The organism is Mergibacter septicus, assembly GCF_003265225.1.
Classification (GTDB): Bacteria; Pseudomonadota; Gammaproteobacteria; order Enterobacterales; family Pasteurellaceae; genus Mergibacter; species Mergibacter septicus.
Window position 1 is genome coordinate 1,487,695 of record NZ_CP022013.1, and the last position, 24,082, is coordinate 1,511,776.

21 protein-coding genes are annotated in these 24,082 nt (G+C 36.3%); 13 read left to right on the forward strand and 8 right to left on the reverse strand.

Annotation, left to right across the window (positions count from 1 at the left end; genetic code table 11):
- Window positions 1-76: 76 nt before the first annotated feature.
- The 6 genes from argS to tilS all read left to right on the forward strand — a co-directional run bounded on the left by argS (window position 77) and on the right by tilS (window position 8,383).
- Window positions 77-1,807: an arginine--tRNA ligase gene (gene argS / locus CEP47_RS07005; protein WP_265482633.1), complete on the forward strand. Its 1,731-nt coding sequence runs from the start codon at window positions 77-79 to the stop codon at window positions 1,805-1,807.
- 306 nt (window positions 1,808-2,113) lie between these two features.
- Window positions 2,114-3,097, forward strand: coding sequence for a sialic acid TRAP transporter substrate-binding protein SiaP (locus CEP47_RS07010; protein ID WP_265482634.1), 984 nt, complete (start codon window positions 2,114-2,116; stop codon window positions 3,095-3,097).
- A gap of 60 nt (window positions 3,098-3,157) precedes the next feature.
- Window positions 3,158-5,005 carry a TRAP transporter large permease gene (locus tag CEP47_RS07015; RefSeq protein WP_265482635.1) on the forward strand — a complete coding sequence of 616 codons (1,848 nt, stop codon included), beginning with the start codon at window positions 3,158-3,160 and terminating at the stop codon, window positions 5,003-5,005.
- A gap of 191 nt (window positions 5,006-5,196) precedes the next feature.
- Window positions 5,197-6,153, forward strand: a complete 957-nt coding sequence (accA, locus tag CEP47_RS07020) for an acetyl-CoA carboxylase carboxyl transferase subunit alpha (protein WP_261920962.1) — start codon at window positions 5,197-5,199, stop codon at window positions 6,151-6,153.
- Window positions 6,154-6,179: 26 nt separating this feature from the next.
- Window positions 6,180-7,043 (forward strand): pyridoxal kinase PdxY, encoded by an 864-nt coding sequence (gene pdxY, locus CEP47_RS07025; RefSeq protein WP_261920296.1) that lies wholly within the window; start codon window positions 6,180-6,182, stop codon window positions 7,041-7,043.
- Between the two features lie 47 nt (window positions 7,044-7,090).
- On the forward strand, window positions 7,091-8,383 hold the full coding sequence (tilS, locus tag CEP47_RS07030; protein ID WP_265482636.1) for a tRNA lysidine(34) synthetase TilS: 1,293 nt from the start codon (window positions 7,091-7,093) through the stop codon (window positions 8,381-8,383).
- Between the two features lie 66 nt (window positions 8,384-8,449).
- Here the strand turns inward: tilS and CEP47_RS07035 are convergent, their stop codons facing one another.
- Window positions 8,450-8,785, reverse strand: a complete 336-nt coding sequence (locus tag CEP47_RS07035) for a DUF496 family protein (protein ID WP_261920295.1) — start codon at window positions 8,783-8,785, stop codon at window positions 8,450-8,452.
- Between the two features lie 201 nt (window positions 8,786-8,986).
- Between CEP47_RS07035 and serC the strand changes: the two genes are divergently transcribed.
- Genes serC through aroA form a run of 3 tightly spaced genes read left to right on the forward strand, consistent with a single transcriptional unit; the run spans window position 8,987 to window position 12,570 of the window.
- Window positions 8,987-10,078, forward strand: a complete 1,092-nt coding sequence (gene serC / locus CEP47_RS07040) for a 3-phosphoserine/phosphohydroxythreonine transaminase (RefSeq protein WP_265482637.1) — start codon at window positions 8,987-8,989, stop codon at window positions 10,076-10,078.
- A gap of 48 nt (window positions 10,079-10,126) precedes the next feature.
- Window positions 10,127-11,224 (forward strand): histidinol-phosphate transaminase, encoded by a 1,098-nt coding sequence (gene hisC, locus CEP47_RS07045; RefSeq protein WP_265482638.1) that lies wholly within the window; start codon window positions 10,127-10,129, stop codon window positions 11,222-11,224.
- Window positions 11,225-11,262: 38 nt separating this feature from the next.
- Window positions 11,263-12,570: a 3-phosphoshikimate 1-carboxyvinyltransferase gene (gene aroA / locus CEP47_RS07050; RefSeq protein ID WP_265482639.1), complete on the forward strand. Its 1,308-nt coding sequence runs from the start codon at window positions 11,263-11,265 to the stop codon at window positions 12,568-12,570.
- An 87-nt stretch (window positions 12,571-12,657) separates the two neighbouring features.
- Here the strand turns inward: aroA and CEP47_RS07055 are convergent, their stop codons facing one another.
- Window positions 12,658-13,542 carry a VirK/YbjX family protein gene (locus CEP47_RS07055; RefSeq protein ID WP_265482640.1) on the reverse strand — a complete coding sequence of 295 codons (885 nt, stop codon included), beginning with the start codon at window positions 13,540-13,542 and terminating at the stop codon, window positions 12,658-12,660.
- A 180-nt stretch (window positions 13,543-13,722) separates the two neighbouring features.
- Window positions 13,723-13,935: a 50S ribosomal protein L31 gene (gene rpmE / locus CEP47_RS07060; protein ID WP_261920290.1), complete on the reverse strand. Its 213-nt coding sequence runs from the start codon at window positions 13,933-13,935 to the stop codon at window positions 13,723-13,725.
- A 324-nt stretch (window positions 13,936-14,259) separates the two neighbouring features.
- Between rpmE and priA the strand changes: the two genes are divergently transcribed.
- Both priA and CEP47_RS07070 read left to right on the forward strand, forming a co-directional pair.
- A complete protein-coding gene (gene priA, locus CEP47_RS07065) occupies window positions 14,260-16,470 on the forward strand; it encodes a primosomal protein N' (RefSeq protein ID WP_265482641.1) in 2,211 nt (736 codons plus the stop codon).
- A gap of 188 nt (window positions 16,471-16,658) precedes the next feature.
- A complete protein-coding gene (locus CEP47_RS07070; RefSeq protein ID WP_265482642.1) occupies window positions 16,659-17,180 on the forward strand; it encodes an SPOR domain-containing protein in 522 nt (173 codons plus the stop codon).
- Window positions 17,181-17,209: 29 nt separating this feature from the next.
- Here CEP47_RS07070 and murB read toward each other — a convergent pair whose 3' ends face one another.
- From murB to recO, 5 genes are read right to left on the reverse strand one after another with little or no spacing between them, the layout of a single operon-like run.
- On the reverse strand, window positions 17,210-18,250 hold the full coding sequence (murB, locus tag CEP47_RS07075) for a UDP-N-acetylmuramate dehydrogenase (RefSeq protein WP_265482643.1): 1,041 nt from the start codon (window positions 18,248-18,250) through the stop codon (window positions 17,210-17,212).
- A gap of 10 nt (window positions 18,251-18,260) precedes the next feature.
- The gene (locus CEP47_RS07080; RefSeq protein ID WP_261920286.1) at window positions 18,261-18,617 is read right to left on the reverse strand and encodes a diacylglycerol kinase; all 357 of its coding nucleotides are present in this window, start codon (window positions 18,615-18,617) and stop codon (window positions 18,261-18,263) included.
- A gap of 36 nt (window positions 18,618-18,653) precedes the next feature.
- Window positions 18,654-20,882 carry a GTP diphosphokinase gene (gene relA, locus CEP47_RS07085; protein ID WP_261920285.1) on the reverse strand — a complete coding sequence of 743 codons (2,229 nt, stop codon included), beginning with the start codon at window positions 20,880-20,882 and terminating at the stop codon, window positions 18,654-18,656.
- Between the two features lie 33 nt (window positions 20,883-20,915).
- Window positions 20,916-22,241: a 23S rRNA (uracil(1939)-C(5))-methyltransferase RlmD gene (gene rlmD / locus CEP47_RS07090; protein ID WP_261920284.1), complete on the reverse strand. Its 1,326-nt coding sequence runs from the start codon at window positions 22,239-22,241 to the stop codon at window positions 20,916-20,918.
- A gap of 4 nt (window positions 22,242-22,245) precedes the next feature.
- The gene (recO, locus tag CEP47_RS07095; protein ID WP_261920283.1) at window positions 22,246-22,962 is read right to left on the reverse strand and encodes a DNA repair protein RecO; all 717 of its coding nucleotides are present in this window, start codon (window positions 22,960-22,962) and stop codon (window positions 22,246-22,248) included.
- Window positions 22,963-23,092: 130 nt separating this feature from the next.
- Here recO and CEP47_RS07100 point away from each other — a divergent pair, with 130 nt between their 5' ends.
- Window positions 23,093-23,347 carry an FAD assembly factor SdhE gene (locus CEP47_RS07100; RefSeq protein ID WP_261920282.1) on the forward strand — a complete coding sequence of 85 codons (255 nt, stop codon included), beginning with the start codon at window positions 23,093-23,095 and terminating at the stop codon, window positions 23,345-23,347.
- Between the two features lie 129 nt (window positions 23,348-23,476).
- On the forward strand, window positions 23,477-24,067 hold the full coding sequence (rpoE, locus tag CEP47_RS07105) for an RNA polymerase sigma factor RpoE (protein WP_261920281.1): 591 nt from the start codon (window positions 23,477-23,479) through the stop codon (window positions 24,065-24,067).
- The last annotated feature ends 15 nt before the right edge of the window (window positions 24,068-24,082 follow it).

The following is a 24,082-nucleotide window of genomic DNA, read 5'->3' on the forward strand; positions in this document are numbered from 1 at the left end:
TATTATAAGCAAATTAAGAAGAAACAGTAGAATTTTATGCTACTAATATATTGAAATAATAATCAAAGGATATTTTGTGAATATTCAAGCTATTTTATCTGAAAAAATTAAAGCGGCAATGCTCGCTGCTGGTGCAAATACCGATTGTGAAGCCTTAGTACGTCAATCTGGAAAAGTACAATTTGGCGATTATCAAGCCAATGGTATTATGGCAGCAGCAAAAAAATTAGGTCTTCCACCACGTGAACTCGCACAAAAAGTAGTCGAAAAATTAGATTTAGCAGATTTAATTGAGAAAGTTGAAATTGCAGGACCGGGATTTATCAATATTTTCCTAAAACCAAGCTGGCTTGCCCAACAAACTAACCTCGCATTAACAGATGAGAAATTAGGCTTAACCCAAGTTCCCCCTCAAACAATCGTGGCAGATTATTCGGCTCCTAATGTTGCCAAAGAAATGCACGTCGGGCATTTACGTTCTACCATCATTGGCGATGCGGTTGTTCGGGTTTTAGAATTCTTAGGGCATAAAGTGATTCGAGCCAATCACGTTGGAGATTGGGGAACGCAATTTGGTATGTTAATTGCTTACTTAGAAAAAATGCAAAATGAAAATGCCTCAGCAATGGAATTAGCTGATCTAGAAAGTTTCTATCGTGAAGCCAAAAAACATTATGATGAAGATCCTGCCTTTGCCGAAAAAGCACGTGGTTATGTGGTAAAACTCCAAAGTGGTGATGAATATTGCCGTCAAATGTGGCGGAAATTGGTTGATATTACAATGCAGCAAAATCAACGGAACTATGATCGTCTAAACGTTACCTTAAGCGAAAAAGACGTTATGGGCGAAAGTTTATATAACCCAATGTTGCCTGAAATTGTTGCTGATTTAAAAGCAAAAGGCTTAGCCGTTGAAGATCAAGGTGCAGTGGTAGTCTTCCTTGATGAATTTAAAAATAAAGATGGTGAACCAATGGGAGTCATTGTACAGAAAAAAGATGGCGGCTATCTTTATACCACCACCGATATTGCCTGTGCAAAATACCGTTATGAAACCTTAAATGCCGATCGTGCTTTATATTTTATTGATACTCGTCAAAGCCAACACTTACAACAAGCGTGGACGATTGTCCGCAAAGCAGGTTATATACCTCAAGAGATGAGTCTTGAGCATTTCAACTTCGGTATGATGTTAGGGAAAGATAACAAACCTTTCAAAACACGTTCTGGCGGAACAGTTAAACTCTCCGATCTTTTAGATGAAGCGGTAAAACGTGCTACCACCTTAATTAGTGAAAAGGCTACCGATTTAACCGAGCAAGAACTTACAGATGTTGCGGAAGCCGTCGCAATTGGTGCGGTTAAATATGCGGATCTATCAAAAAACCGTACCACCGATTATGTCTTTGATTGGGATAATATGCTGACCTTTGAAGGCAATACCGCACCTTATATGCAGTATGCTTATACTCGAATTCATTCGATTTTCTCTCGTAGTGGGATTGATCCTACACAACTAGAAGGCGATATTTGCCTAACAGACGAAAAAGAGCGTACCTTAGCCCTTAAACTCTTACAATTTGAAGAAGCAGTAAATAGTGTTGCAAAAGATGGGACACCACATATCTTGTGTAGTTATCTCTATGAATTAGCAGGTATTTTCTCATCGTTCTATGAAAGCTGTCCAATTCTTAATAATGATAATCTAGCCGTAAAACAAAGTCGTCTGAAACTGGCGGCACTCACTGCTAAAACCTTAAAACAAGGGTTGGATCTACTTGGAATTAGAACCGTAGAAAAAATGTAATTACCTCTCAAAAGTATAAAAAGTACAGTGACTAGATCACTGTACTTTTTTTAATAAAATAACCTCTTAGGCGATACTCTTTTAAAACTTCATTTATTCATTCTCCTAAAATAAAAATAAGCCGATAATTTTAGATAAATTACGATTATTCTAAGCAACAAAATTTCTATTTTGTGATCAATCTCTCAGCAATGAAAAAATACTTCATTTATAATCAAAAAAAGATAGTTTTACTTTAAAATGGATTTAAGTAAAACCTCTTTTTCTTTATCTAATGGCATAATCACAACATTATGGGAGAAAAGTATGAAATTTAAAAAATTACTACTTGCAACGCTATGCTTAGGTCTATCTTGCGTAGCTTATTCTGCTGAATATGACTTAAAATTTGGTATGGTTGCAGGTTCAACCTCAAACGAATACAAAGCAGCAGAATATTTTGCTAACGAAGTCAAACAAAAATCCCACGGAAAAATTGATATTACCCTTTATCCTAGCGCACAATTAGGCGATGATCGTTCAATGATCAAACAACTAAGTGATGGTGCATTAGATTTTACCTTTGCTGAATCTGCTCGTTTCCAACTTTTCTTCCCTGAAGCTGAAGCATTTGCTTTACCTTATTTAATCACTAACTTCGATGCAGCTAAAAAAGCCTTATTCGAAACGAAATTTGGGCAACAATTATTAGATAAAATCTATAATCAATTAAACATTACCGTGCTTGCTGATGCATATAATGGAACACGTCAAACCACTTCCAACCGTCCAATTAACAATATTGACGATATGAAAGGTTTAAAATTACGTGTACCTAATGCAGCCTCAAACTTAGCTTTTGCGAAATATGTTGGGGCTTCACCAACACCAATGGCATTCTCTGAAGTTTATCTCGCATTACAAACAAATGCCGTTGATGGACAAGAAAATCCACTGCCTACCATTCAAGCACAAAAATTCTATGAAGTACAAAAATATCTCGCCTTAACTAATCATATTCTCAACGATCAACTTTATTTAGTTAGTAACGATACAATGAATGAGTTACCAAAAGATTTACAAGAGGTGGTAAAACAGGCAGCGGTTGATGCGGCTAAGTATCATACGAAATTATTTGAAGATGGTGAAAAAAATCTTATTGCAGAGTTTACCAAGAAAGGCGTTACCATTACCAAACCTGATTTAACGGCATTTAAAACCGCAATGAAACCATTCTATCAAGAATATATCAAGAAAAATGGCACCACTGGAGAAAAAGCAATCCAAGAAATTCAAGCGATCAATCAATAATGTTTTAACCTTAACCTTGGCTTAAAAGGTTAAGGTTTTTTTATCTATCTCGAGATTTTTATGAAAAGATTTAATCAACTAGAAGAATGGCTAGGTGGTACATTATTTTTGGTTACTTTTGCCATTCTTATTACACAAATTGTCGCACGTCAACTTTTTAACTCCCCATTAATTTGGAGTGAAGAATTAGCCAGATTACTGTTTGTCTATGTTGGAATGCTTGGTATCAGCATAGCTATTCGTCAACAACAACACGTCTATATTGATTTTATCACTAATTTAATGTCGCCAAAGGTAAAAAAAATTGCCTTTAGCTGTGTACAAATTTTAATTTTTATTTCATTAATTCTTTTTATTCACTTTGGTATTCGCCTTTTTAATAAGGCAACCTTTCAGTTAGTTTCGCTTGGGATCTCAGAAAAATGGCTTTATGCGTCACTTCCTCTGATTGCTGGGTTAATGCTAATCCGTTTTTTCCAAGCACAACATCATAATTATCAAAATCAAATTAGCTACCTTCCCGCAACATTTTTCATCATTGCTAGCGTTATATTGTTAGCCATCTTATTGATTGAACCTGATTGGTATAAAACTCTTAGAATCACTAATTATGTCAAATTTGGTCAAAATGCTGTCTATATTTCTCTGGTCGCTTGGCTCGTGATTATGTTTATTGGTACTCCTGTGGGGTGGTCATTATTCATTGCAACCATTCTTTACTTTTCTATGACTCGTTGGAATATCGTCAATCCAGCGTCTGAAAAATTGGTCGCAAGCCTCAATAGCTTTTCACTCCTAAGCGTACCTTTCTTTATTCTCACTGGTATCTTGATGAATACTGGTGGTATCACCACCCGAATTTTTGATTTTGCAAAAGCGATGCTCGGCCATTATCGTGGAGGAATGGGGCAAGTTAACATTGGTGCTAGTTTAATTTTTTCTGGAATGTCAGGTTCAGCCTTAGCTGATGCTGGTGGTTTAGGTCAGCTTGAAATTAAAGCTATGCGAGATGCGGGTTATGATGATGAAATTTGTGGTGGAATTACTGCAGCTTCTTGTATTATCGGTCCTTTAGTCCCGCCAAGTATTGCTATGATTATTTATGGCGTTATTGCCAATCAATCTATTGCTAAACTCTTTGTTGCTGGTTTTGTTCCGGGAGTCTTAATTACTGCTGCATTAATGACAATGAATTGGTATATATCCAAAAAACGGGGTTACCCTCGTTCCCCTAAAGCAACCTTACAACAACGCTGTACTGCATTTAAAAATGCAATTTGGGCAATCCTTACTCCGCTATTAATCATCGGTGGTATTTTTTCTGGACTATTTACCCCAACAGAAGCAGCAGCAATTGCTGCACTCTATTCCATTATTATTGGTATGTTTGTCTATAAGGAGCTTGATGTAAAAGGCTTATTTAAAAGCTGTATTGAAGCCGTAGCAATCACTGGTGTAACTGTATTAATGGTAATGACCGTTACTTTTTTTGGCGATATGATCGCTCGAGAACAAGTGGCAATTCGCATTGCAGATTTCTTTATTACCTTTGCTAACTCACCATTAATGGTGCTGGTTATGATCAACCTGCTGCTACTGTTTTTAGGTATGTTTATCGATGCTTTAGCACTACAATTTTTGGTTTTACCAGTCTTAATTCCAATTGCAATTCATTTCAATATTGATTTAATTTTCTTTGGTGTGATGACTACTTTAAATATGATGATAGGGATTCTCACTCCGCCAATGGGAATGGCATTATTTGTTGTTGCTCGAGTTGGAAATATGTCAGTAAGCACGGTAACAAAAGGGATATTACCTTTCTTAATTCCAATCTTTATGACATTGGTTTTAATTACCCTCTTTCCTGAAATTATCACTTTTGTCCCAAATTTATTACTGCCTTAAGTATAAATATCTTGTATTAAGCCTACCATTTGTAGGCTTTTCTTTTGAGTAGTACTCAATATATCGGTGATATTCTTGCAATAAATACTGGGTTAAAACAGAGAATTCAAGAAAAAAAGCCTAGAACCACAAGGCATTTTAATGCAAAATATCTGCCATTTACTGAACTATCACAAGGAAAAAAGAAGTTAATGAATACTCAAGACTATTTAGATTTTGAACTTCCAATTGCAGAGCTTGAAGCAAAAATTGAAGCCCTACAAACTGTATCTGGGGACGATACCAAAATTAATCTTGATGAAGAGATCGCACGCTTACGGCAGAAAAGTGAAGAATTAACTAAAAAAATCTTTGCTGATCTCACACCTTGGCAAGTCTCAAAAATGTCTCGCCACTCACTACGACCTTATACACTCGACTATATCAAACATATTTTCACTGAGTTTGAAGAATTAGCAGGTGATCGTGCCTTTGCTGATGATAAAGCGATTATTGGTGGTCTTGCCCGTTTAGATGGTAAACCCGTGATGGTTATAGGGCATCAAAAAGGACGTAGTGTAAAAGAAAAAGTATTACGCAACTTTGGTATGCCTGCCCCTGAAGGATATCGGAAAGCCTTACGCTTAATGCAAATGGCAGAAAGATTTAAACTACCAATTATTACTTTTATTGATACCCCCGGTGCCTATCCCGGTGTGGGAGCTGAAGAACGAGGACAATCTGAAGCGATTGCACGTAACTTGCGAGAGATGTCAATGTTAAAAGTGCCAATTATCTGTACTGTAATTGGAGAAGGTGGTTCAGGTGGTGCATTAGCCATTGGCGTTGGTGATAAAGTCAATATGTTACAATATAGTACTTACTCTGTTATTTCGCCCGAAGGCTGTGCCTCTATTTTATGGAAAAGTGCAGAGAAAGCGTCAACTGCTGCAGAAGTAATGGGATTAACAGCCGATCGTCTGAAAAAATTAGAATTAATTGATAATATTGTTGATGAACCTTTGGGTGGTGCACACCGAGATGTTAAGGCAATGTCGGCTAATTTAAAACAACGCTTACTCATAGATCTAAATACACTAGAAAATTTAGACACAGAAACACTCCTCAATCGCCGTTATCAACGCTTAATGAATTACGGTTACTGCTAATTTTGACTATAAAAGGCAAACACAAGATGAAAAACGTTCTTTCAATCCAATCTCACGTTGTTTATGGTTACGCTGGCAATAAAGCTGCAATCTTACCAATGCAATTACTCGGGGTTGATGCTTGGGCATTAAATACCGTCCAGTTTTCAAACCATACTCAATACCAAAAATGGAAAGGAATGGTTATTCCTAAAGAACAAATCGCTGAAATTACGCAAGGAATAGAAGAGATTAACGCTTTACACGAATGTGATGCTGTATTATCAGGTTATATTGGTGCCGCAGAACAAGGACAAGAAATTCTCAATACCGTTGCAAAAGTCAAAGCGGCTAATCCTCAAGCAATTTATTTTTGCGATCCTGTAATGGGACACCCAGACAAAGGTTGTATCGTTGCACCGGGGGTGGCGGAATTTCTGGTCGATCAAGCGATGGAAAAAGCCGATATTATTGCGCCAAATTTAGTTGAATTACGTGAATTATCACAATTACCCGTAGAAAATTTTGCACAGGCATTAAAAGCAATAGAAGTAATTTTATCCAAAGGTCCTAAAAAAGTATTAGTGAAACATTTAAGCAAAGTTGGCAAAGATCCTGACAAATTTGAGATGCTATTAGCTACAAATGCAGGTATTTGGCATATTAGCCGTCCATTACATCAATTTATTGGACGAGATCCAGTCGGAGTCGGTGATCTTACCAGTGCAGTTTTTTTAGCCAACTTACTCAATGGTAAAGATGATCTGAGTGCTTTTGAGCATACTGCCAATGCGGTAAATGATGTGATGAGTGTTACCTGTGAGAGTGGTAAATACGAATTACAAATTATCAAAGCAAGAAATTTAATTGTTAATCCTCAGAGCCAATTTAAAGCTGTAAAAATTGCCTAATCATAGGCACTTAAAACAATTATTCTCTTGTGAGATCAAACCGAGCTATGTCAAACCTCGTTGCATATTTACGACAACAAATCGAACAAAATGCTTTAACTGATAAAGCCTTTTTAATCGCATTTAGCGGTGGTGCAGATTCCACCGCTCTACTTGCTCTTTTTGCACAACTACGACAAACCTTACCAAGCCTAAAAGTAAGGGCAATACATATCCATCACGGTTTAAGTCCTAATGCAGATGATTGGGCACAACACTGTGCTACCCTTTGTCAACAGCTAAACATTGACTTTCTATGTCAAAAAATACAGCTACAACAGTCCAAAAATTTGGAAGAAAATGCTCGTATAGCCCGCTACCAAGCGATTGCACAAATACGGTACAACAATGAAATTGTGGTTACGGCACATCATTTAGATGATCAAAGTGAAACTTTCTTCCTTGCCTTAAAACGTGGAAGTGGTGTTCAAGGATTAGCAGCAATACCAACCCTAAGTAAGGTATTTGATCTGCCTCTATTTCGCCCATTATTGGCTTTTGATAAACAAAGACTAGAACAGTATTTAACCGAAAAAAAATTGCCCTTTATTTATGATGAAAGTAACCATAATCCTCACTTTGATCGTAACTTTTTACGCCAACAAATCTTGCCTTTACTTCGACAACGTTGGCATAACTTTGATCGAGCTGTACAACGCTCGGCTGAACATTGCCTAGAACAGCAACAACTCATTAATGAATTATTGGCAGATTGTCTTGCTTCGCATCTTGATACCCAATTCAACTTTAAATTAGCGAATTTTTCTCACTATTCGATCGCTAAACAAAAACAATTATTGAGATTATGGCTAGCGAAACAACAACAAATGATGCCAACGCAAACTCAACTTGAACAAATTCTCAAGAATGTTATTCAAGCACGCCTTGACGCAAAGCCACAATTTAGATTGGGTGATAAAATGATTCGCCGCTTTCAACAAAAATTGTATTTAACCGAAATCTTTGCTGAAACAAGATCCTTTTCCTGCCAATTAAATTATGGGGAAACAATACAATTACCTGATAATTTGGGCGAACTCTCTTGTTTGTTACAACAACAAAAAGTAGCTATCCATTGGCAACAACAACACCTTCTTTTAGACCGACCTAAAGCACAAGAAAGTATTTACCTACGCTTTCATTACAGCGGAAAAGTCCGCTTAACCCCCAAAAGTAAAAATAAAGATATTAAAAAAATTTGGCAAGAATATAATATCCCACCTTGGCAAAGATACCGTATCCCATTGATCTTTTATGCAGAACAACTGCAAGCTGCCGTTGGTATTTTTCAATGCCAATAGGACTTTAACAAAAAAAACCGTATATAAAGTTCACTTTATATACGGTTTTATCACAAAATTAATCAACTATTTTTTTAACTTCTCTGCATGAGCAAGCGTTTGAGACTTCATCGCCTTACTAATTTCTTTCCGCTGTTTTGATGCTTCTGCATTACGAATCATATAATCATCAACCCGAGCTTCATAATCATCACGCATATTCGCAATAATAGCTCGAATATCCGCAACACTCATTTCATCGGTAATATATTGATTCAGATTATCTAATAATAAAACACGTTTCTTATTATCACGAATTTTACGATCATTATCGGCAATTTCTCGTAATAATTTATTTTTTAAGCGGTACATACGAACATATTCCAAAACGTCTTGGAAACTCTGTTTATTTACATTTTCCATACTTTTTTCTCTTAAATAAAATTAAACATTCTGTTGATAGAGTAGCCTGTTTTTTCTAGCTCGTCAAAGTTTGCTAACCGCTAAAATGAGATTAATCAAAATAATTCTCAGATAATTGATGAAAACACCATAAAATTCATTGCGTCAATAAAACTGAAGTGATAAAACTACTTGAATGAATCTCAGTAAAAAGGTCAAATTATGTCAAATATTTTTAATTTTAGTGCAGGTCCAGCAATGTTACCGCCAAAAGTATTAAAACAAGCACAAACAGAACTTTTGGATTGGGAAGAACTAGGCACATCGGTTATGGAAGTAAGCCATCGAAGTAAACACTTTATGGATCTTGCACAACGCTCGATTGAAAATTTACGTAAACTCTATGCTATCCCTGATAATTACCAAATTCTTTTTACCCAAGGCGGTGCGAGAGGCCAATTTTCAGCCATTCCAATGAATCTACTTGGCGATAAAGGTAAAGCCCTCTATCTTACTAGTGGTTACTGGTCTCATTCTGCCGCTAAAGAGGCAAGATTATTTGCGGAGATTGATGAAATCAATATCCTCACAGAACAAAATGGGCAAACAACGATTAAACTTCCCGACCTCAGCACAGCCAGCGAACAATATGATTATGTTCACTACTGTCCGAATGAAACCATTAGTGGTATTGAAATTTTTGACATACCTGATGTTGGTGATGCTGTATTAGTGGCGGATATGTCTTCTAATATCCTTTCTCGTCAAATTGATATCAGTCGTTTTGGAATGATTTATGCTGGTGCTCAAAAAAATTTAGGCCCTTCAGGAATTACCTTAATCATCATTCGTGACGATTTGATCGGTAAAGCAAAAATGGCTGTCCCTTCAATCTGGAATTATCAAATCTTAAAAGATTTTGATTCTATGTTTAACACACCACCTACTTTTGCGTGGTATTTATGTGCCTTAGTTTTTGAACAATTATTAGCTGATGGTGGGTTAGAACCTGTCGCACAACATAATCAAACCAAAGCACAATTATTATATCAAGCGATAGATGATAGTGATTTTTATCATAATACAGTAGCACCACAATATCGTTCTTTAATGAATGTTACCTTTACCACCAATAATGATGAACTCAACGCACTTTTTGTTGCAGAAGCAGATAAAGCTGGATTACGAGCATTAAAAGGGCATAAAGTTATCGGCGGAATGAGAGCATCAATTTATAATGCAATGCCACTTGAAGGGGTCAAAGCATTAATTGATTTTATGCATCACTTTGAACAAAAATATAAAACAAAATAAACAAACTTATTATCAACTCAACTAAGTGCAAACACAAAAGAGTAAAAGATGAAATTTATTGATGTTGTCAATACAGGAGTAAAACAACTTTCTCCTTATCAAGCAGGTAAACCTACCGAAGAATTAGAACGAGAATTAGGCATTACTAATATTGTTAAATTAGCCTCAAATGAAAATCCTTTAGGTTTTCCTGAGAGTGCCAAAAAAGCCATTTTAGCAGAGCTCGATCATCTAACACGCTATCCTGATTCAAATGGCTTTTACCTCAAACAAAAAATTGCTGAAAAATTTGTGGTGAAACCTGACCAAATTACCCTAGGAAATGGATCAAATGATTTATTAGAATTAATTGCCCACACTTTTGCCAGTGAAGGTGATGAAATTATCTATTCTGAATATGCTTTTATTGTCTATCCACTGGTAACCCAAGCTATTAACGCTACTCCTGTTGTTGTACCAGCAAAAAATTGGGGGCATGATCTTGTTGCCTTTGCTCAACATTTAACGGATAAAACTAAACTGATTTATATTGCAAACCCTAATAATCCAACAGGCACTTTCTTAAATTGTAGTGAAATTGAAACCTTTCTCGCTAAAGTTCCACCTCAAGTGATCGTTGTACTTGATGAAGCTTATACTGAATTTACACCACCAGAAGAAAGAATCCCGTCATTTGAACTGCTAAAAAAATATCCAAATCTTGTCATTTGTCGCACTATGTCAAAAGCCTATGGCTTAGCAGGACTGCGTATTGGCTATGCTATTTCTAGCAGTGAAATTGCCGATTTATTTAACCGAGTGCGTCAACCCTTTAACTGTAACAGTTTGGCATTAGCCGCTGCTACAGCCGTAATCAATGATCAAGATTTTTTAGCTAAAACAGCAGAAAATAACCGTCAAGGATTAGCACAACTTTGCCAATTCTTTGAACAATACGGACTTGACTATATTCCATCAAAAGCAAACTTTATTACTTTAGATTTAAAACAACCGGCACTCCCTATCTATCAAGCCCTATTGCAAAAAGGTGTGATTGTTCGCCCTATTGCTGGTTATGGAATGCCAAATCATCTACGTATCAGTATTGGATTAAAGGAAGAAAACCAAAAGTTTATCCAAGCATTAACTGAAATACTCGGACTATAATATAAAGTTACACAGAAAAAATAAAAACAGAGTTGATTATGATGGAAATTACACTTAACCCAGTCACCAAAGTTGCTGGTAATATCACTTTACCGGGTTCAAAAAGCTTATCAAACCGTGCCTTACTCTTAGCCGCTTTGGCTGAAGGTACAACTAAAGTTACTAACTTATTAGATAGTGATGATATTCGGCATATGCTCACTGCATTAAAAAGTTTAGGAGTTAAATACCACCTATCCGAAAATAATACTGTTTGTGAGATTGAAGGTTTAGGTAAAGCCTTTCAAGCCCCAACTGGATTAGCACTCTTTCTTGGCAATGCTGGCACCGCAATGCGTCCCTTAACTGCCGCACTCTGTTTATCCAATCCTGAAAATCAAAACACACAAGAAATTGTTCTAACTGGTGAACCAAGAATGAAAGAACGCCCAATCGGGCATTTAGTCGATGCTTTACGTCAAGCTGGTGCAGAAATTGACTATTTAGAACAAGAAGGCTATCCCCCTCTTGCGATCCGTAACAGTGGTTTACACGGTGGTAAAATAAAAATTGACGGCTCTATTTCCTCACAATTTCTCACTGCCTTTTTACTTGCTTCCCCAATGGCAACCGCTGATACAGAAATAGAAATTATCGGTGATTTAGTCTCTAAACCTTATATTGATATTACGCTTAACATAATGAAGATCTTTGGCGTTGAAGTAACCCATAACAACTACCAAACCTTCCAAATCAAAGGTCAACAACATTATCGCTCACCGCAACACTTTATGGTTGAAGGCGATGCCTCATCAGCCTCTTATTTCCTTGCTGCTGCAGCAATTAAAGGAAAAATTCGAGTAAATGGTATCGGTAAAAATAGCGTACAAGGTGATCGATTATTTGCAGAGGTATTAGCTAAAATGGGTGCAAAGGTTACTTGGGCAGATGATTACATTGAAGTAGAACAAGCTAAACTCAATGGGATTGATATGGATATGAACCATATCCCTGATGCTGCAATGACAATAGCAACAACCGCACTATTTGCTCAAGGCGAAACCATCATTCGTAATATCTATAACTGGCGAGTGAAAGAAACCGACAGACTCCACGCTATGGCAACAGAATTACGCAAAATAGGTGCAGAGGTTGAAGAAGGAGAAGACTATATTCGGATCCAACCCCTCAACTTAGATCAATTCCAACACGCAAAAATCGAAACCTATAACGACCATCGTATTGCAATGTGTTTTGCTCTAATAGCACTTTCAAATACTGCCATTACGATTTTAGATCCCAAATGTACTGCAAAAACCTTCCCTACATTCTTTGAACAATTTTCTCAGATTTGTTACCAAGAATAGTTTTCGAACTTACTACCATAAAAATTAAATTATTTCTAAAAAGCAGCAATTTCAAACTGCTTTTTAGAATTTTCTTTTTAGAAAAATTTATTTTGATAAAAAAGTGAGAATTGCTGCAGAGGCTTGATCTAGCATTTGATAGCGGCGGCGGTACATTGCACGTTTTTTACTACTAATTTCATCAAACGCTTTACGAGTTGCAGATAGTGGTAAGATAAAAAATGGACGTATTGGATTATGTTGTTTTTTACCCGCAAATTCTTGCCAAAAATCATCGTAGCTAAACAACACGTGATTACGTTTAAAACGTCTTAATTTAACCTGTAAATTTTGTGGAATACCATATAATGCTGTACAACCTAAATGGGAAGCAAAAAGTTGCATAATATTAACCATCAACTGCATAGGGCGTAAACCATGTAATTGTTTAGTGAGATCCCTTACTTCCTCTTTACTCCCTCCTCCTTGCACTGAGGTAAGTAAGATTTCTGATTGACTAAGAAAAACAAACGTACAGTTGTATAAACGATTCATTTCTTTATCACGTAAACTTACCGACCATAAGGCTTCTAATAAACAAAGATCATTTTTATGCAAATATAATGCAATGTCATCGGTTAATTGTGCTAATTTTAAGGGTTTATTCTGGCAAAATACTTGTTCGCAAGATGTCTCACCAAAATGGATTAACGCACTGCTTAAATCTGTTTCTAGCGCTTCAACTCGCTGTTGTGGGGTGAAATGTTTACTTGCATAACTGTGTAAAACGGTATAACAAGCATATGGGTTGTGCCGAAAAAACATTTTCCATAATTCTTGTTGATTCACCATCGTTTCAAATTTTTGCACCGCCTTTCTATGCAAAAATTTGCGAGTAGAATATTTTAAATTTTCTAAACTGAAAAAAGTGGAATGATGAAATAATTGTTGGCGTTCAGGATAAATGAAAATAGGTGTTTTTGGAAGGTTCATAATTATATCTTTATAATCACAAATTTTAACTACTCAATAATATAGCTTGTTTTTTCTATTTTATTAAAGGATATTTCAAATAATAAAAATTCAATAAAAAAACCAAGCCCAATTTGAGCTTGGTTGTTTAATCTCTGTTCTAAGCTAAATAATAAACTAGCAATTAGAACAAACAACAAATTATTTTGAACTTGGGATACTGAAACGTTTGTTGAAACGTTCAACACGACCACCAGTATCAACAACACGTTGTTTACCTGTGTAGAATGGGTGGCATTTACCACATACATCTAAAGAAATATCACGGCCAATAGTTGAACGTGTTTTAATTACATTACCACAAGAACAAGTTGCGGTAATTTCTGTGTACTCTGGATGAATACCTTGTTTCATAGAAAACCTCTGTTTGGAAGCCATACCGCCATCGGAGCTACTTTACCGATACCGTATGTATTTTTTTATTGTGAATTTGCCGACTGGATACGGCACCTTTAAAGGGTTGGAATAATATATAAAAAAGCACCATTTTTCAAGATGTTTGTCTGAACTTTAACGCTTAACTATTTTCAACACTAAGGGGGAAAAATCAAAATACGCCACAAATATACTTGGCGATTTTCACCATTTACTCTAGTTTAAATTTCGTCTTAATACCCCAAATTTTTTCTTTAATTTTGTTATACTGTGTCTCATTTACCACATAAAAAATGAGTTATTATGAATATTGTCCGAGTAGCACTTGCAATTCCCTTGAAAACCACCTTTGACTATCTTGTACCACCTCAAGATTTTCCTTCGCTCCAAGTTGGAATGCGTGTCATGGTGCCATTTGGACCGCATGAAAAAATAGGGATTATCGTTGAGCTTGCTACCACCTCTGAATATCAGATTGAGCAACTTAAAACAATTAAAACTGTATTAGATCAACAACCTATTTTCGATCAAAAAACTTGGGCATTATTACAATGGTCTGCAAACTATTACCACCATCCACTTGGAGATGTTCTTTTTCAAGCTTTACCACAGAAATTACGCCAAGGTAAAGATAACCAAATGCAAACTGAAACTGGCTATCGTTTAACAGAAAAAGGTCAACAAGCACTCTCTGATGGCAGTTTAGCAAGGTCTAAAAAACAACTTGAAGCCTTACAACGCCTTTCTATCACCACCGAGCAATACACAAATACCTTGAAACTATCTTCAACAATAAAAAAAAATCTATTAGCCAAAGAATTAATTGAAGAATATGACATTTCTACTCCGATAACTCAGTGGCAAACCCAGAAAGAACAGATCATTAAAACGAAAAATAAATTAACCTTAAATAAAGAACAAGCCCTTGCAGTGAATCTAATGGTTTTTCAGCAAACATTTAAAGTTTGGTTACTACAAGGAATCACAGGTTCTGGTAAAACTGAAGTCTATCTCCAAGTTATCGAAGAAGTTGTGAAACAAGGAAAACAGGTGTTAGTTTTAGTACCAGAAATCAGTCTCACGCCACAAACTATCCGCCGTTTTGAAGCACGCTTTAATCTGCCTATTGATGTTCTTCATTCTAATTTAAATGATAGCCAACGCCTTGCTGTCTGGCAGCGTAGTAGTCTAGGGCAGAATGCGATTGTGATTGGTACTCGCTCTGCGCTTTTCACACGTTTTCAGCATTTAGGTCTTATTGTGCTGGATGAAGAGCATGATCAATCTTTTAAACAACAAGAAGGCTGGCGATATAATGCGAGAGATTTAGCAGTGATGTTGGCTCAACAACATCAAATTCCGATTATTTTAGGTTCAGCAACACCCAGTTTAGAAAGCCTCAATAATGTTGAACAAGGTAAATATCAGTTACTCCAATTAAAACAACGAGCAGAAAGCCAACAAAAAACGAATTATCGGCTACTCGATCTCAAACGACAACGGGTTTATCACGGATTATCTGAGCAATTACTCCACCTTATGCAACAACATTTGTCGCAAGGAAACCAAGTGATGCTCTTTCTAAATCGACGTGGATTCGCACCTATTTTAATGTGCCATGAATGTGGTTGGATTGCAGAATGTCAACATTGTGATAAGCCCTACACCTACCACCAACACCGCTCTGCTTTACATTGTCATCACTGTTCTGCACAAGTTAAGTTACCTCATCAATGCAAAAATTGTGGTTCTACGCATTTAATTACAAGTGGTATTGGGACAGAACAATTAGAAAAAAGTTTAATTCAACATTTCCCACAATATCAAATTTCTCGTTTAGATCGAGATACCACCACCAGAAAAGGACAACTAGAAAAACACCTAGAACAAATTAATCAAGGACATAGTCAAATTTTGATTGGTACACAATTACTTGCCAAAGGGCATCACTTTCCGAATGTCACCCTAGTCGGTATTATCAATATTGATAATGCTTTATTTTCTCTTGATTTTCGTGCAGAAGAACGTCTTGCCCAAATCTATACGCAAGTTGCAGGACGGACGGGACGTTCTGAAAAAGCGGGGGAAGTGGTATTGCAAACCTACTATCCCGATCACCCTTTATTACAATTACTTTTAAACCATGGATATAGTGCATTTGCACAACAAGCACTCAACCAAAGGCAAACTATGGGCTTACCACCCGCAAGTTATCAAGCATTATTTAAAGCTCGCAGCAAGCAAAGTGATAAAGCACAAAATGTTTTAGAGCAAATTGCACAAAAAATTATGGCATTCACTCAAAATCCTACTTTTTCAAGCATTCAATGCCTACCACCAATGCCCGCCTTGCAAGCCAAAAAAGCAGGGTTCTTTCGTTGGCAATTACTTATTCAAACCCCTCATCGAGCAAGTTTACAAAAACTACTTTCCGTACTTGAGTTAGAAATTGCCACTTTAACTTCAACCAACGTTCATTTAACACTAGATGTTGATCCATACGACTTTAGCTAATCGCAAAATATCTAGGCAATAGCACTTTTTTTAAGTAAAATTGTAACTATTTAACAACATTTTACTCTTATTTAGGCGGCTTTCAGGTGGCAAAAAAGGATTACGTAAACCGACGACCAGCTCCCAAAAAGAAAAAAAAGGGACGTAAATCCCATACTAAAGCAAATTCTAATCATTTATGGTGCTATTTGTTTCTTTTTTTCTTCATTATTATTATAGGTATTATTGTATGGGGAAAATTCCATACCACTACCTCTCAAAGAACTGAAGTAATCCCTGCTAAACCCGAACATTCAAAAGTGGAGCTACCGAGTCGTCCAGAAATTGAATGGAGTTATATCAAACAATTAGAAACCAGAGAAGTGCCTATTGATAATACGCACTCTCTAACTAAAAATAGTCAGCTTAGACCAGAACAACAAAAGATCTTGCAACAGTTAATGCAAGATGGTGGTAAAGCATTTCAGACAGAAAAGAAAACAAATACCCAAAAAAATGTTCGTTATACTTTACAATGTGGTGCATTTAAAAACAAAGAACAAGCAGAAAGCCTGCAAGCTCAACTTGCATTCAATGGGTTAGTGAGTAAGGTAAAAAACAGTGCTAATTGGTATCGTGTTTTTGCTGGTCCCTATGAAAGTAAAAGCCAAGCTGAAACTAAACAAGCTCAAGTAAAAAATCTCGCCAACTGTGTGATTGTAGGCATCTAGCTTCGACTTAATCTTAATGCGGTAGATTATTAACTAATTTTCTCTACTGCATTAATTTCGCCATTTGCACCAATAAATCTCACTTCAGGCTCTAACCAAACATCAAAGTGATACGCCACTTTTTGACGAATATGATGAGCTAATTCAACAATATCAGTAGAAGTCGCATTATTATAATTCACCAAAACTAACGCTTGTTGCTGATGAACTGCCGCACCACCTAATTGAAACCCTTTTAACCCACATTGATCGATAAGCCACCCAGCAGCTAGCTTCACGCTACCATCAGGTTGTGGATAATATGGAATATTTGGATATTGCTCGAATAACCTATCAAAATGCTGTGATGGGACAATAGGATTTTTGAAAAAACTCCCTGCATTTCCTAATTGTTTTGGATGAGGTAATTTTGTCTGACGGATCGCACAAACCTGATCAAAAATTTGTTGTGGTGTAACAGAGTGAGGATCAAGTTGATCAAGTGGTGCATATTTTAAATTTGGCTGCCAATGTTTCGTCAGTTTAAAAGTAACTGCAACTACTGCATAATGTTCTTTATACTGCTGTTTAAATATACTATCACGATAATCAAACTGACATTGATCTTGCTGTAAGGTAACTATTTCCCCATTCTGTAAATTTAACACTTTAACATTTAGACAGACCTGTTGAAATTCAACACCATAAGCCCCTATATTTTGAATTGGTGCAGAACCTACACACCCCGGTATTAATGCTAAATTTTCTAGACCACCTATCCCCTGTGCTACGACATTTTCAACAAATTGATGCCAATTCTCTCCACCTTTGACTTCAAAATAATGGTTATCTTCATCTTGCCATTGGGTAATTCCTTTGATCTGATTTAATAATATTCTTCCCTGAAAATCTTCGACAAATAAAACATTACTCCCACCACCTAACAGCAAAACTGGTTGTTGTATTGCCCTTGCTTGTTGCCAGTATTGATACAATTGGTCAATTGTAGTAACAACTTGAATTTGTTGTGCTTTAACATCAATACCAAATGTATGATATGAGGCTAAATTTATTTCAGTGTTGCCTTTCATCTTCGTTAAACTACCCCAATAAAATAATTGCCCACACAATAATACAATTTAACACTGCAACAAATACGGCAGCAGAACCAAGATCTTTGGCTCGCCCTGATAATTCGTGATACTCTTTGCCTACTCGATCCACTATTGCTTCTAAGCCACTATTGAGTAATTCCACAACTAATACCGCCAATACAGATCCCACCATTAATGCAATTTCAATATTACTTTTACCTAACCAAAAAGCTAAAGGTAATAAAATAATCGCTGCAACTAACTCTTGTCGAAAAGCGGCTTCATACTTAACCGCACTCTTTAACCCTTGGATTGAATACCCTGCTGCCTTAAAAAAATGCGTCAATCCCGTATATTTCTGCATATTTTGCTTTACCTTCTCTCTCAATAATCAATAAAATTAACTAGTTAAACGTTTTGCTTCAATCACATCATCAAGTTTAGCTAAACGTGAAAGAAGTTTGCTTAAAATCTGGACGTTGTTTAATTCGATTTGCATATCAATTACCGCAATTTGGCGTTTAGTATCAGTGCGACTATTTATCCCTAGCACACTCACCTTTTCATTTGCTAGAACTGTCGTAATATCTCGTAACAAACCGTTACGATCACCAGCTATAATTTGAATGCCTAGATGAAAACCACTGCTATAATGTTCTCCCCATATTGCCTCGACGACACGTTCAGGGCTATGAATTTGTAACTCTGCAAGCTGTTCGCAATCAGAACGATGAATTGAAATTCCACGTCCTTGAGTAATATAGCCGACGATATCATCTCCCGGAATAGGCTGGCAGCAACGTGCTATGTGGTGCATTAAATTACCCACTCCCTCGACTACCACCTGTCCTTTATTCTTACGTTCTTTTTGTTGACGCTCAACTTGCTGACTTCTTGCGGTAATATGACGCAAAATATCTTCATCTACCGCTTGAATATCTGGTTTAATCAATTTGCTTTGTAAGAAATTAATCAAATGGTTAAGACGAATATCACCACCACCAATACCCGCATAGAGATCATTTAAATAACGTAACTGATAACGAGGCAAAGCATATTGTTCAACTTGTTTTAAACTAAGTCCTATTCGAGCCAGTTCATTTTCTAACATCTCTTTTCCAGCAGGAATATTTTTATCACGATCTAATTTCTTAAACCAAGCATGAATTTTTGCTCTTGTCCGTGCGGTATGCACAAAACCTAAATTTGGATTCAACCAATCACGACTGGGATTAGGATTTTTTTGGGTGATCACCTCAATTTGATCTCCCATTTGTAGCTGATAGGTAAAAGGCACAATTCGCCCTGCCACTTTCGCACCAATACAGCGATGACCTATTTCACTATGAATCGAATAAGCAAAATCAAGTGGTGTTGAGCCTGTCGGTAAATCAATTACATCACCTTTCGGGGTAAAGACATAAACACGATCATCAAAAACTTGGCTTCGCATTTCAGCTAACATTTCACCCGAATCAGCCAAGTCATCTTGCCAAGCTAATAACTTCCGTAACCAAGTAATTTTTTCTTCATATCCACTACGAGTGGTATTATTACCTTCTTTATATTTCCAGTGTGCTGCCACTCCCAACTCAGCATTATCATGCATTTGTTGAGTGCGGATTTGAACTTCAACAGGTTTTCCACCTTGCCCCAATACCACCGTATGGATAGATTGATAGCCATTTGGTTTAGGGTTAGCAATATAATCATCAAATTCTTTTGGTAAATGCTTAAAATAAGTATGGACTATCCCTAAAGCTACATAACAATCTTGTAATTTATTGACGATGACTCGCACGGCTCTAACATCATATAAGCCATTGAACTCCAAATGTTTTTTCTGCATTTTTCGCCAAATGCTATAAATATGTTTAGGGCGACCATAAACTTCAACCTGTTCAAGATTCTCTTGTAAATAACCCTTTAATTCAGTAACAAAATCTAAAATATAATGTTCCCGATCTAAACGACGTTCATGTAACAATTTTGCAATTAAGCGGTATTGATCTGGATATAAATAACGAAAACTATAATCTTCTAATTCCCATTTTAACTGTCCGATACCTAAACGATTTGCCAATGGTGCATAAATATTGGCACACTCTTTTGCCGCTAAAACTTTATCTTCTTCACTGATCCGACTATCAGCTGCCCGCAAAAAAGCAATACGTTCCGCTAACTTTATGATGACACAACGAAAATCATCAACCATAGCTAATAACATACGTCGTACATTATCAACTTGCAGACTATTTGCACTTTGCCCCGCATTCAACTGGCGGATATTATCCATTTCCAAAACACCTTTAACCAATTTACCAATTTGAGAACCAAAGTCTTCGGTTAAAGTGTCAAGATCCAAATATTTTTCTTCCACTAGAGGGAAAAGCAAAGCGGCATGTAAGGTACTTTCATCCATATTTAAGCCATGCAAAATATCAACCATTTCAACACCATCAGCAAGAATATCACTGATATGTGCGGAATCAGATAATTTGTGCATAACATACTGATAGGTTTTTGCGAGTGCCTGATGAATATCAGGATTCACGGATAAACTATTCAGCCACTGTTCGACATTAAAATTATCTGGGGTCGTTAAATGTGTACCTCTGACTGCAACCATAGTAATTCCCTACATACTGCTTAAAGAAAAAGCTTATTTAGAAAATAAATTAATTGATTCTAAATGCCCGGTTTGTGGAAACATATCAATCATCGCGGTTTGGATTAAATGATAGCCATTCTGTAACAAAATTTCTGTATCCCTAATTAAAGTAGCAGGATTACAAGAAACATACAAAATCTTTTCTGGCTGTAAAGCACAAATATGCGGTAAGACAAAAGCCGCCCCACTACGAGGAGGATCTAACAATACTTTGTTAAAAGCTAATTCTGCCCAAACTTGCCCCTTAAAAGGCTGAGATAAATCAGCTTGATAAAAAGTAGCATTATCAATCTGGTTTAATTTTGCATTCCGCTTGGCTTTTTCAACCATTGCCATAACGCCCTCAACGCCAACCACCGACTCAACTTGCTGTGCTAGTGGTAAGGTGAAATTTCCCATACCACAAAAGAGATCTAAAACCCGATCTTGCGGACTTAGATCTAACCAAGTTAAAGCTTGCTCAACCATTTTCTGGTTTAAAAGTGCATTTACTTGAATGAAATCTCGTACATCAAAATAAAGTTTTAAGTTATTCAACCGATAATAAGGTTGCTCTCCCAACCACTGTTCAATCGTTTCTTCTTGTTCCTGTACAAATAAAATTAATTGATATTGATGGGCAAAAGCCAACAATGCTTGTCTATCTGCATCACTCACTTTTCCTTGATGACGCAATAACATCACCACGCCATTTTCTGCCAACACTAATTCAATATGCCCAAATTGTTTCACACGTTGCCAATGTCTTACTAATTGTTGCAAAGGCTGAAGTAACTGCTCTAATCTCGTTTCTAATACGGGGCATTGTGTTAGTGAAACAATTTGATTTGAGCCACGTTGGCGTAGTCCTAATGTTAATTTACCACTTTTTTTTCCCACAACTGCACTTAGGCGTAATCGCCGACGATAGTGCCATTCATTTCCACTTAACATTGGCTTTTCAGTAAATGTCTTCGTTAATCGACCTAATGGATATAACAAAGCTTGCTGTTTGGTAGAACGTTGTAATGCCAAATCAACATGTTGCATTTGACAACCACCACACAAATGGTAATGCTGACACTTAGGTTCTCGCCGCTGGGAAGATTGTTGTAAGTAACGCACAACTTTACCTCGACCATAACGAGCTTTTTCTTCAAGCACCTCTATTTCCACGACTTCATTCGGTAATGCGTTGTCGATAAACCAACATTTTCCACCTTGCTTATTGCCTTGCCGAGCAAGACCAAAACCTTGATAATCTAAACTTTCAATATTCAAAGTGAAATATCGTTGCTTAGGTTGAATTTTTTTAGGTTGGTTATAGAGTAAAACCATAATTTTATCTTTTCTTTAAATACAATAAATGTTGTTGAAATAACTCTCTACTTTTTAATGGTTTACCACCTAAGTAAGGCTTTAATGCTATACGTGTAAAACGTTTTGCGGCTTGTAATACTTGTTTATCTGTAAATTGTAACCGTTCAAAAGCTAATAATTCTCGACCATAAAAAGTTAAATTATCTACAATTAAAGAGGCAATAAACCCTTTTTCTTCTCGATAGCGATACGTCATATCATCATCAACTAATAGCCCTGTGCCAGCACAATGACAAAAATCAATGCCATAACCTAAAGCAGTTAATAAACGAAATTCAAAACGACGTAAGTGAGGTTCTACTGACTGACTAGTGGCTAAATTTGTTAGACAAAAAAGATAATCTTGAAACAAGCTAGGATAAGGCGTTTCGTTTTCCAAAACTCTCACTAATAATTCATTCAAATAAAAACCACTCAATAGTGCGATTTGGCTAAGCGGTAAGGCTAATGCTGCAGGCTCTGCTTTTGTTAAGATCTTTAATTCTCCACGTCCTCCCCAACGTAACAACAAAGGTGTAAAAGGTTGTAAAACCCCTTTCCATGGGGAACGCTTTGCCCTCGCACCTTTTGCTAGGACAGTTAATCGTCCATACTCTTCAGTAAAAAGATCCACCAATAAACTAGTTTCACTATACTCCCGACGATGCAAGACAAAACCACGTTGCCAAGTTTCGATCATATCCTCACTTTGTGGATAAATTAAAAATTGACGTTAATTTTAACAAAAATTTATGATTATGCTATAAATGAAAGGAAAAATGCCTATAATTAGATATTAAATTTATCAATTAAAATAATGTTGAAAAGAAATGGAACAATACAATAAATTAAGTCTTGAATGGGATTGCCGACGTGGTATGTTAGAATTAGATAACATCATTATGCCATTTTATAAAGAAGAATTTGAACAATTACCACCACAGCAAAAAGCACTGTTTGTTGAACTTTTAAGCTATACCGACCCACAACTTTTCTCTTGGTTTATGAATCAAAGTAAAGCTCCAACAGAAGAGTTACAACACTTAATCGAGCAAATAAAAACCAAATTAATCACTAAGAAATAATCAATTTTAAAAAAATTTTGAACTTTTTGCTTAAAACAGACTCTAAATAAAAGAAAAAAGCGATCTTATTTTGCCTTAACCCTGATAATACTGTTAGCAAAAAGAATAAGGTAAGGAGATTCACTTTCGATGAGTGAGCAACTAACAGATCAATCCTTGATTGAAAAAGTAAAACAGGGAAATAAACAGGCATTTAACTTGTTAGTCTCTCGTTACCAAAATCGTGTAGCTGGTATAGTCAATCGGTTTGTATCACCTTCTGATGTTCCCGATTTGGTACAAGAAACTTTTTTACGAGTTTATCGTTCATTACATACTTTTCGTAACGATAGTGCTTTTTCCACTTGGTTGTATGCAATTGCAACTAATGTCGCTAAAGCACATTTAATGAATGAAAAAAAACGGTTTTCATCAGAAGTTATTCCGATTGAAGAGACTGAAGGTTTTGATGACGATAAACTAAAAGAAATTGAGACCCCTGAAAATATATTTTTAAGTAATGAAATTAAACGTACCGTGATGGAGACTCTAGAAAACTTACCCGAAGATTTACGCAAAGCCTTCTTGCTAAGGGAAGTTGAAGGATTAAATTATGAAGAAATAGCGAAACAACTCAATTGCCCTATCGGCACTGTCCGTTCTCGTTTATTTCGAGCAAGGGAAATAATTGAAGGAAAAATTGCCCCTTTACGTCAAATTCATTTGAGAAAACAGAATTAAAAAATATTGTGTCAT